This window comes from Dietzia sp. DQ11-44 (assembly GCF_014145205.1).
In the GTDB taxonomy this organism is placed as follows: Bacteria; Actinomycetota; Actinomycetes; order Mycobacteriales; family Mycobacteriaceae; genus Dietzia; species Dietzia natronolimnaea.
In genome coordinates this window covers 1-9,952 of the sequence record NZ_JAALEC010000452.1, presented here as the reverse complement: position 1 = coordinate 9,952, position 9,952 = coordinate 1, and the positions used below count along the sequence as shown (strand labels likewise).

Here is a 9,952-nt window from a genome sequence, read left to right as displayed (position 1 = left end):
CCGCGTGGTGGGTGCGGCGGCCGCGGTTGACGACGAGGCGGGCAAGCCCGGCGAACTGGGCATCAGCGCGGTTCGCGCAACACGTAGCCGACGCCGCGGATGGTGTGGATGAGTCTCGGCTCCTCGGTATCGATCTTCTTGCGCAGGTACGACACGTAGGACTCGACCACGCCGCCGTCTCCGCCGAAGTCGTAGTCCCACACGTGGTCGAGGATGCGCGCCTTGGACAGCACCGTCCCGGAGTTGACCATCAGATATCGCAGGAGAGTGAACTCGGTGGGCGAGAGCGCGACGGCCCGGCCCGCCTTGCGAACCTCGTGACTGTCCTCGTCCAGCTCCAGGTCGGCGAAGGTGAGCCGCGAGCTGCGCTCGGCCCCGGACAGCGTGCCCGCGCGACGCAGGATCGTGCGCAACCGTGCCACCACCTCCTCGAGGCTGAACGGCTTGGTCACGTAGTCGTCGGCCCCCAGGGTGAGCCCAGCGACCCGGTCGGCCACGGCGGCCCGCGCGGTGAGGAACAGCACCGGCGCGTCACAGCCGTCCGCGCGCAGCCGCTTGACCGCGTCGAAACCGTCCATGACCGGCATCATCACATCCAGGATCACCGCGTCGGGCCGGAAGCGGCGGGCCTTGTCGATCGCCTCGGCGCCGGTGCGGGCGGTCTCGACCTCGAACCCCTGGAACCGCAGTGAGACCGACAGCAACTCGACGATGTTCTCCTCGTCGTCGACCACCAGCACCCGGGCCTCGGGCCGGGCGTCGGGGGCGTTGCTCGCTCTGGTCGTGGTCTTACCTCGCGCTCGGGAACCCCGCTTGACCTGGGCTGCCCTGCGGAGGGGGTGCAGGGCACCGGAGGGCAGCTCACTTTTCGGAGCGGTTCCGGGAGGAACCGACGACCGCCCGCGCCCCGCTGGGGCAGCATGAGGGGATGACGAAGCCCTCCAATACCCCTGCTATCGCCTCGGCCACCGGCCGGTCGTGGAACGAGTGGGTCGAGATGCTCGAGCAGGCCGGCGCGCGGGAGATGGCGCACTCGGCGATCGCCAAGGTGGCCCTGGAGCTGATGCCGGAGTCGGTCGAGCGCGCCGAGTGGTGGGCCCAGGGCACGGCCATCGCCTACGAGCAGCATGCCGGCCTGCGGGTACCGGGCCAGTCCTGCACCGGCGACTTCCAGTTGTCGACCTCGCGGACCGTCACCGGGGACATGGACGCGGCGCTGCGGGCGTGGGTGGAGCTCGCCGGAGACCGGAAGGAATTCGGCGGCGTGGAGGTCGAGTCTCCCCCCGCCACCTCGAGCAGCGAGAAGTGGCGCTACTGGCGGGTCCCGCTGGCCGACGGCACGCGCGTGGCCCTGAACTTCAGCGACAAGAAGAACGGCAAGTCCACGGTGGGGCTGACGCACACCAAGCTCGACTCGGCCGAGGCGATCGAGTATTGGAAGCCCGTCTGGAAGGACCTGCTCGCGCAGCTCTGACTGGCTCGTGGTCGGTCAGGGCGCTCGAGCTGAATGCTCGAGATGAGCCCCTCCGCCAGCCCCGGCCCGGACGGCCCACCGAGCAGTTGAATGCCCGGTGGCGACCGGAACTCATCGTCGTCGTCGCACTCTCCCAGCTCAGAGGCGCGACCACCTCCGTGCCCTGCAACCGGGTTGAAGGGCACCCCAGCTCACGCGGGTGATGTCGAGGACAAACCTGGTCCGCCGCCCGGAGCAGCGAGTAGCACGGCCACGAGGACAGCCGGCCCAGTTGGTCGCCAGAATGCGCGAGAGTCCGCGCGGGGAGCTGCGAGATGTCAAGCAATCACAGCGTGATGTCGACCAACCACAGCAGGCCGGGGCGGTGCGGGGCAGGGCGGGGCAGTGTGGGGGTTAGTTCAGCCCGGCGTAGGAGTGCAGGCCCGAGACCACGATGTTGATGAAGAACAGGTTGAACACCAGCACCGAGAACCCGGCGATGTTGATCCACGCCGCCTTCTTGGGGCCCCAGCCGCTGGTCGCGCGGGCGTGGAGGTACCCGGCGTAGAGGACCCAGGAGATGAACGACGCGGTCTCCTTGGGATCCCAGCCCCAGAAGCGGCCCCACGCGCTCTCCGCCCAGACCGCCCCGAGCAGGATGCCCACGCTGTAGATCGGGAAGCCGATCACCGTGGTGCGGTACGCCAACCGGTCCAGGGTTTCGGCGGCGGGCAGCGGCCGGGTCAGTCGCGTGGCCCACCCCTTCTCCTGACCCTGGGGTTGCCACACGCGCAGCAGGTACATGATCGACACGACGCCCGGAATGAGCAGGATGCCCGAGCCCAACGAGATGATCGCCACGTGGATCGGTAGCCAGTACGAGCGCAGTGCGGGCACCACCGGGGCGGCCTCGGAGTACAGATGGGTCCCGCCGAAGAACAGCAGCAGCAACACCGGGGCGAGGACGAACGGCCACGCCACCTGCAACGCGGGCTTGCGCAGGAACACCAGTCCCGTGCCCACCGCGAGAACGGTGGTGGCCAGGATGAACTCGTACATGTTGCCCAAGGGGAAACGGTCGGTCGCCACACCGCGGAGCACCAGCGAGGACGCACTGAACACGAAGGCGATCGTGACGAACAGTTGCGCGATACGCGCCCAGCGCACGTTGCCCGCGGACGCGCGGTCCTCGTCGCCGGTATCGGTGAGAGACGTGGACTCGGTGAGTCCCGGCCCGCCGGCTCCGGCGAGCTGCCTCGGCGAGACCTTCTCCACCCGGAAGCCGGCGTAGTAGATCAGCGAGGCGATCAGCGCCAGGACATAGATGGCGAACGACGTGCGGAACGCCAGGTCGCTGTACGTCGAGAGCGTCTCGTCGATGGGCAGGCCCTGGGCGAGTATCAGAGAGTTCACCGGGTGTCGTCCTTCCGCGGAGCGTCGCCGGCGGTGCCGCGACTGGTTGCAGTGTGTCCCGAGTCGGGCTCCTCGGGCAAGACAGGTGTGACGGCCGCCGCTGCGACGAGCCGGTCCCGGAGCTCGTCGAACTCCGATCCCCAGCCCATCCGGTCCGTCCGGGCGAGGCCCCCCAGGTCGACACGGGTCACCTCGTCGTCGTCGACGGTCACGCGCGCCCAGATGCGGCGGCGCCGCACCATCAGGCTGAGGATCAGTCCGGCCATCATCACCGCGGCCGAGACACCCACCCAGATCTGCGTGGGGTCCTCGGAGACCTGGATGTTGATGAACTCCTCGGCGCCGTCGAACCGGACCTCGGTGCCGTCGGGGAGGGTGGTGGATTCGCCGGGGAAGAGGTTGACGCGCGCCTGCCGCTCGAGGGCGCCGGTCTCGATGAGGTCGGATTCCAGCGAGAAGACTGACTGCGGGCGGCCGGTGTCGAGCCCGGCGTCGCCCTGGTAGACGTCGATCGCCACCGCCGGGTCGTCCATCCGCGGGAAGCGCGAGCTCAGAATGGTGCCGTCGAACGACGCCGTGGGCGCGAACAGGCCCTGCACGGCGATCTGCTGCGTGCGCCGCTCCATCAGGTCCGGGTACAGGCCGGCCGGCGGGTCGAAGCGCATGATGCCCGACGACAAGAACGTCTGCAGCTCGGTGGGCTGCCAGTGCTGAGTGTCCGTGCGGGTCTCGCCATTGGGGAACGTGACGGTGAAGGTGGGCGCGAAGCCGTGGCCCTGCAGGTAGACGCGGGTCGACCCGACGCGCAGAGGGTGGTTGACCCGCATCTCGTACGGCTCCCACGTCTGCGGATCAGTGGTCGCGACCTCCTCGGTGAACCGCACGTTGGAGGTGAACATCTCGGCCTGGCCGTTGGGCAGGTAGTCGGCGCGGAAGTCCTCGATCTTGACGCAGAACTGCTCGAGATCCGTGCCGTCGACCAGGAGTCCCGCGCGGAACGTGTCATACGCGCTGGGGGTGGTGTTGCAGAAGGCCGGCGATTCGGCGTTGGCGATGATCACCCGCATGCCCTCGGCGTAGACGAACTTGCCGGCCGCGAAGGTGATCAGCAGGGCGAGCAGGGCGAAGTGGAAGACGATGTTGCCCACCTCGCGCGTGTAGCCGCGCTCGGAGGAGAGCTCGATGGTGCCGGGGACGCGGCCGTCGCCGTCGTTCCGCCGAACCCGCCAGCCCTTGAGCTGGGCCTTGACCTGGTCGGCGGCCTGCTCGGGTGAGGCCGTGGTGCGGTACGCGGCGTGATGGGGCAGGCGCGAGAGGTTGCGGGGAGTGAGCGGCGGGGGCGTGCGCAGCTGCCGGACCAACTCGAAGCAGCGCGGGGTGAGGCAGCCGATCAGCGAGATGAACAGCAGGACGTAGATGGCGGTGAACCACCAGCTGGAGAACACGTCGAACAGCTGCAGGCGGTCGTAGAACTCGCCCAGCCAGCCGTTCTCGGCGATGTAGTCGTTGACGTTGCCCTCATTGAGGCTGCGCTGGGGCAGGAGCGCGCCCGGGATCGCCGCCACGGCGAGCAGGAACAACAGGATCAACGCCGTGCGCATGGCGGTGAGGGTGCGCCATGAGTTGCGCAGGAATGCGGTTGTGGTGCCCAGCGTGGAGCGGGCGGCGGCGGTTCTGGGCTCTGGCATGGGGTCCATCTGCGGTTCGCGGCGCGCCGACCTGTCGCGGCGCCGGTTTGGACCCAGACTAGTCGGGGGCTCCTGAGCGGTTTCTGTGAGGGCACGGCCCGCCTGAACGACCCACGGGACAAGAACGTGTTCTACCCTCGGGACATGGACCTCCAGGGGTCAGACGAGAGGAGGGGCGATGCCGACGATGCACCCCTGTGAACCGGTGGACGTCGAGTACACCGACACCGCCCGGTTCCGCTTCACCAACAGCGTGGCGATCCCCGCCACGCCGCGACAGCTGTTCGAGATCTTCGTCGTCGCCGACTCCTGGCCGCGCTGGGCGGGCGTGATCACCAAGGTGGTCTGGACCAGCGAACCCCCGTACGGCGTGGGCACCACCCGCACCGTCCACATGCTCGGCGGCCTGGTCGGCGAGGAGGAGTTCCTGGCGTGGGAGCCGGAGCGCCGGATGGCATTCCGGTTCAACGCCAGCTCCACCAAGGGGATCCACGCCTTCGCCGAGGCCTACGACATCGTGCCCACCGAGGGCGGCTGCCGACTCACGTGGACCCTGGCGATGCACGGCAACGCGGCGACCAACCTCTCGCTCACTGCGGTCCGGCCGGTGATGAACCTGCTGTTCCGCCGCTTCCTGCGGCGACTCAGCGCCCTGGCGGCCGAGAGGTACCCGAGCTAGTCAACAGCAGACGCAGTCGCCGCGTCATGTCGTCGACCAGCGCCTCCGGATCCTCGGCCCGCTCCGAGCGCACCCACTCGGACAACCACACCTGGAGGGCAGAGATCGCCATCCCCGCGGCGATGCGGGGATCAAGGCCGGCGAGCTCCCCCCGATCCGCCGCGGCCTGCATCCCGCCGGCGATCACCTCGAGCCCCGAGCTCCACACCGTGCGCTGGATCCCGTGGGCCTCGTCCACGCTGCTCGCCCATCCCCCACCGGCCCGGAGATTCATCTCGAGATAGGCGGGGTGCGTCGCTAAGAACAGGAAGACCCGACGCAGGCCGGTGAGCAGGCGCTCGAGCCCCGGCTCCCCTGAGTCTGCCTCGCGCACGGCCTCCAACAGGGCGTCCATCCGCGTGCGATGGAGAGCGTCCCAGATCTCCGCCTTGCCGGAGAAGGACTTGTACACGGTGGCCAGCGACAACCCGGCGGTGGCCGCGATCGCGCTCATCGGCGTGGCGGTAAACCCGGCCTTGCCGAACTCGCGTTCCGCGGCGTGGAGGATCTGCTGGCGGTAGCCGCGGAGCTTGTCCTCGCGGGCGCCGGTCCTCGTCGTCGTCGTCGTCGTTTTTCCTGTGGCCTCCACACCTCGATGCTACCTTCGCAGAATCGCCATTCTGTTTTTGCAGACGCGGTTGACCACCCGTTGATCGTTCGACCAGAGATTGGAGTTCAGCGATGCCCAAGCCCCCGCTCCCCATGAAGCCGACCGGGTGGTTCCAGGTGGCGTGGTCCGCCGAGGTCCCGGTCGGGCACGTCCATCGGGTCACCGCGTTCGGGGAGGACCTGGTGACCTGGCGGAGCCGATCCGGCCGGGCCACCGTCATGGACGCGTACTGCAAACACCTCGGCGCCCATCTCGGCCACGGCGGCACCGTCGTCGACGAGACCATCCAGTGCCCCTTCCACGGCTGGCAGTGGAACCCGGACGGGCGCAACACCGCCATCCCCTACGCGGACCGCCCGAACCTCGGCCGCAAGATCAGGACGTACCCGGTGGTCGAGCGGAACGAGTCGATCTACATCTGGCACGACCTCGAGGGGCGCGAGCCGTATTTCGACGTCCCCGACGTCTTCACCAGCTGGGACGACGGCACCCGCGCCGAGGACTACCACCCGTGCCACCCGCGGACCACGCTCGTCGAGGAGCGGCTCCACCTCCATCCGCAGTACGTCCTGGAGAACGGGGTCGACTTCGCGCACTTCGAGTTCGTCCACAAGGTGCCGATCATCCCGGTCTTCACCAGGCAGGACTTCGACGAGCCGGTCTCCTACGTCGACTTCACGATCGCGTTCGAGGGCTCACCGGGGTCGATCGAGGAGGTCGACAGCGGGGTCGAGGCCATCAACGGCGGGCTGGGGGTCGCCGTCACCCGGAGCCACGGGATGGTCGACAACCGCACCGCGACCTGCGTCACCCCGGTCGACGACGAGACCTGTGACGTCCGGTTCTCCGTCTGGATCCGCCGGCGCCCGGACCTGGGCGACGCCGAGTCCGCCGAGCGCGCGGCCAGGCACGGCCGCGGCGTGATCGAGCAGTTCGAGGCCGACCTCGCCATCTGGAGGCACCAGAAGTACTCCGACCCCGCCGCGCTCGCCCCCGGCGAATACGAGGGGTTCACCGCCCTGCGGACATGGGCCACCCAGTTCTATCCCGATCATCCACTCCCCGAAAGGTGACACCTCAGATGACCAGCAGCACCAGTGAGCCCGCCCGCGTGTTCCAGGTCGCCACCGGCAACGTCGGTAGCGAGATGATCAAGCGGATCGGCACCCACCCGGACCTCGAACTCGTGGGCGTCCACTGCTACTCGCCCGAGAAAGTCGGCCGAGACGTAGGCGAGCTGGCCGGCATCGCGCCGGTCGGGATTCTCGCGACCGGCACCGTCGAGGAGATCATCGCCACACGTCCGGACGTCCTCACGTTTCACGGTGTCTTCCCGGACGAGGAGCTCTACCTGAAGGTCCTCGAGGCCGGCATCAACGTCGTCACCACAGCGGACTGGATCACCGGCCATCACCGCGACCTCAACCATCCGCACCCGTCCGGTCGGTCGTGGCGGGAGATCCTGGACGAGGCCGCGAAGTCCGGTGGGGCCACCTTCTACGGAACCGGCATGAACCCGGGGCTCAACCAGATCCTCGGCCTGGTCGCCTCGGCCGACGTGGCCGACATCGAGAACGTCACCACGATCGAGTCCGTCGACGTGTCCTGTCACCACTCCGCCGACACCTGGACGGAGGTCGGCTACGGCAGGCCCGTCGACGATCCCGCGCTGCCGGGGATGCTGCGCAAGTACACCGAGGTGTTCGCGGACTCGGTGTACATGATGGCCGACGCGTTCGACCTCGAGCTGGACGAGGTGGTGTTCGACTGCGAACTGGGCGCCTGCACCGAGGACGTCGACCTGGGCTGGTACCGGCTACCCGAGGGGTCCCTCGGCGGGAGTTACATCAAGTACCTGGGGATGGTCGACGGGGTCTCGCGGATCGAGACCCACCTCGAGTGGCAGATGACCCCGCTCACCGAGCCCAAGTGGGACATCAAGGGGTGCTACATCACGATGATCAAGGGCGATCCGCAGATCTACAACAAGCACATGATCTTCCCCGCCCCCGGCGTCGACCTCTCCGATCCCGAGGACTTCGCGTCCATCGGCATGACCGTGACCGGGCTGCCCGCGCTCAACTCGATCAGGTCGGTCATCGCCGCGCCCGCCGGGGTGGTCACCAGCGCAGATCTGCCGCTGCGGACGTTCGCCGGCAGGTTCGCGAGGTAGCGGCCCGGCGGCGGCCGTCACCAGCGGTAGTCGAGGAACTTCCCGTCCAGGGTGATCACCACCCGGTCCCCGTCGGGGTCCGGGCGCCTCGCGAAGTCCACCGAGAAGTTGATGGCGCTCATGATCCCGTCGCCGAACTCCTCGTGGATGAGTGCCTTGAGCGCGGGCCCGTACACCGAGAGGGCCTCGGTGAAGCGGTAGATCGTCGGGTCGGCCATCACCTCCGGCGGAGTACCGCGGCTCGGTTGCAGGGCCAGGCTCTCCGCCACGGCCTCGTCCAGGCCGAGGAGTGTGCACGCCGACCGCGCCTGCTCGGCGGACATCGGGTGTTGGCCCAGTAGGGCCGCGGTGGTCCACACCAGCGGTGCGCCCAGGTGGTCGGCCAGTTCTGCCCAGGTGCGTCCTTGACGGATGCGGGCGGACTCCACGTGGGCCGCGGCGTCGTGCTTGGACATGATGGGGGTCATCGGGGTTCCTCTCGGATGGGGTCGTGTGTCGCTCAGACCGAGGCGGGCTCGCGGTCGGCCTCGCGCTCGGCCGGCTCCTCCGGCAGCGGCCGTTGCGCCTTGGTGCGGGCGTGGGTGACGTACAGGGTCAGACCCACAAAGCAGAGCCCGCCGACGAGGTTGCCGATGACGGTCGGGATCTCGTTCCACACCAGGTAGTCGGCCAGCGAGAACTCGCCGCCGAGCATCAGGCCGGTCGGGAACAGGAACATGTTGACCACCGAGTGCTCGAATCCCATGTAGAAGAACAGCATCACGGGCATCCACATGGTCAGCGCCTTGCCGCTCACGCTGGTGGACATCATCGCCGCCACTACGCCCGTCGAGACCATCCAGTTGCACAGCACACCGCGGAAGAACAGGGTCAGCATCCCGGCCGCCCCGTGCTCGGCGTACCCGAGAGTTCGGGACTCACCGATCTCGCCGAGACGCTGGCCCACCTCGTCCGGGGCGACATTGAACCCGTAGGTGGTGATGAAGGCGATGAGGAACGCCACGGTGAGGGCACCGGCGAAGTTGCCCAGGAAGACCAGGCCCCAGTTCCGGAGCATGCCCCGGACCGTGACCCCCTTGCGCTTGTCCAGCAGTGCCAGCGGGACGAGCGTGAACACCCCGGTCAGCAGATCGAAGCCCAGCAGGTACAGGAGGATGAAGCCGATGGGGAAGAGCACCGCCCCGAGGAGCGCGCTGCCGGTCTGGACCGTGACGGTGATGGCGAACGCTGCGGCCAGACCCAGGATGGCGCCTGCCATGAAGCTCCGGATGAGCGTGTCACGCGTGGACATGCGGACCTTGCTCGCTCCGGCGTCGATCATCGCGCGGGTGAAGTCCGAGGGTTGGACGTAGGACACTTCGTTGCCTCCAGCTGTGCGGCGGGCGTGCGGACGTACCGGAGTGAGTGTGGCCGAGCTATGTGACGCGGTCGTTACCCCGGACCGCACACCGGTAACCGAGCCCTCACCTCGCGCCGGCCGCACGGTGAGGTGAGAGTTCGGCCCCCCGTGGAACCAGACAGGCCGGCGCGCCGTCAGACACTGTGACGGCGCGGGAGGAAGGACCGGTGTGGGGTACACGATCGGCCGGGTCAGACGGTGGGATGTCGGGGGCGTGACGACGGCGAGCTCCGCCGTCGCAGAGCGGGTGGCGCTGGCTGTCGAGGCACGGACGGCTCTGGCTGCCGGGCGCTCAGCGCTGGACGTGGGCTGGAACGGCGTGGCAGCCGATGCGGTCCTGGACGCCGCCGAGGGCGAGAAGGTGCACGTCACCAAACTCGCGGACGGTGTCGGGGAGCTGGCTGACGCCCTCTCCCGGGCCGCCGCCGCGGTGGGGCCGGCGGTGCAGGCGGTTCGTGACCGGGTCGACGAGGCCGAGACCGCCGGGCTCGTGGTGGG

At 68.7% G+C, this 9,952-nt stretch carries 10 protein-coding genes and 1 pseudogene; 5 read left to right on the top strand and 6 right to left on the bottom strand.

Features of this window, described 5'->3' with window-relative positions:
* Positions 1-62: 62 nt before the first annotated feature.
* Positions 63-740 carry a response regulator gene (locus G6018_RS11715; RefSeq protein ID WP_182639686.1) on the bottom strand — a complete coding sequence of 226 codons (678 nt, stop codon included), beginning with the start codon at positions 738-740 and terminating at the stop codon, positions 63-65.
* 188 nt (positions 741-928) lie between these two features.
* On the opposite strand from G6018_RS11715, the gene G6018_RS11710 reads away from it, so the two are divergent.
* On the top strand, positions 929-1,474 hold the full coding sequence (locus G6018_RS11710) for a hypothetical protein (protein ID WP_182639685.1): 546 nt from the start codon (positions 929-931) through the stop codon (positions 1,472-1,474).
* 393 nt (positions 1,475-1,867) lie between these two features.
* On the opposite strand, the gene ccsB is transcribed toward G6018_RS11710, so the two are convergent.
* Together ccsB and G6018_RS11700 are read right to left on the bottom strand one after the other, a co-directional pair.
* Positions 1,868-2,866, bottom strand: coding sequence for a c-type cytochrome biogenesis protein CcsB (gene ccsB, locus G6018_RS11705; protein ID WP_182639684.1), 999 nt, complete (start codon positions 2,864-2,866; stop codon positions 1,868-1,870).
* Positions 2,863-4,554 (bottom strand): cytochrome c biogenesis protein ResB, encoded by a 1,692-nt coding sequence (locus G6018_RS11700; RefSeq protein ID WP_179523363.1) that lies wholly within the window; start codon positions 4,552-4,554, stop codon positions 2,863-2,865. The genes ccsB and G6018_RS11700 overlap by 4 nt, the downstream gene beginning before the upstream one ends.
* 178 nt (positions 4,555-4,732) lie before the next feature.
* Here G6018_RS11700 and G6018_RS11695 point away from each other — a divergent pair, with 178 nt between their 5' ends.
* Positions 4,733-5,233 carry an SRPBCC family protein gene (locus tag G6018_RS11695; protein ID WP_182639683.1) on the top strand — a complete coding sequence of 167 codons (501 nt, stop codon included), beginning with the start codon at positions 4,733-4,735 and terminating at the stop codon, positions 5,231-5,233.
* Here G6018_RS11695 and G6018_RS11690 read toward each other — a convergent pair.
* Positions 5,199-5,861 (bottom strand): TetR/AcrR family transcriptional regulator, encoded by a 663-nt coding sequence (locus tag G6018_RS11690; RefSeq protein ID WP_182639682.1) that lies wholly within the window; start codon positions 5,859-5,861, stop codon positions 5,199-5,201. The two genes, G6018_RS11695 and G6018_RS11690, sit on opposite strands and share 35 nt — an antisense overlap.
* Before the next feature lie 92 nt (positions 5,862-5,953).
* On the opposite strand from G6018_RS11690, the gene G6018_RS11685 reads away from it, so the two are divergent.
* Positions 5,954-6,955, top strand: a complete 1,002-nt coding sequence (locus tag G6018_RS11685; protein ID WP_182639681.1) for a Rieske 2Fe-2S domain-containing protein — start codon at positions 5,954-5,956, stop codon at positions 6,953-6,955.
* An 8-nt stretch (positions 6,956-6,963) separates the two neighbouring features.
* On the top strand, positions 6,964-8,055 hold the full coding sequence (locus tag G6018_RS11680; protein WP_182639680.1) for a dihydrodipicolinate reductase: 1,092 nt from the start codon (positions 6,964-6,966) through the stop codon (positions 8,053-8,055).
* A gap of 17 nt (positions 8,056-8,072) precedes the next feature.
* Here the strand turns inward: G6018_RS11680 and cynS are convergent, their stop codons facing one another.
* Positions 8,073-8,522 (bottom strand): cyanase, encoded by a 450-nt coding sequence (cynS, locus tag G6018_RS11675; protein WP_182639679.1) that lies wholly within the window; start codon positions 8,520-8,522, stop codon positions 8,073-8,075.
* Positions 8,523-8,554: 32 nt separating this feature from the next.
* Positions 8,555-9,412: a formate/nitrite transporter family protein gene (locus G6018_RS11670; RefSeq protein WP_182639678.1), complete on the bottom strand. Its 858-nt coding sequence runs from the start codon at positions 9,410-9,412 to the stop codon at positions 8,555-8,557.
* A 256-nt stretch (positions 9,413-9,668) separates the two neighbouring features.
* On the opposite strand from G6018_RS11670, the pseudogene G6018_RS11665 reads away from it, so the two are divergent.
* Positions 9,669-9,952: pseudogene (locus G6018_RS11665) on the top strand (hypothetical protein); the annotation flags it as partial.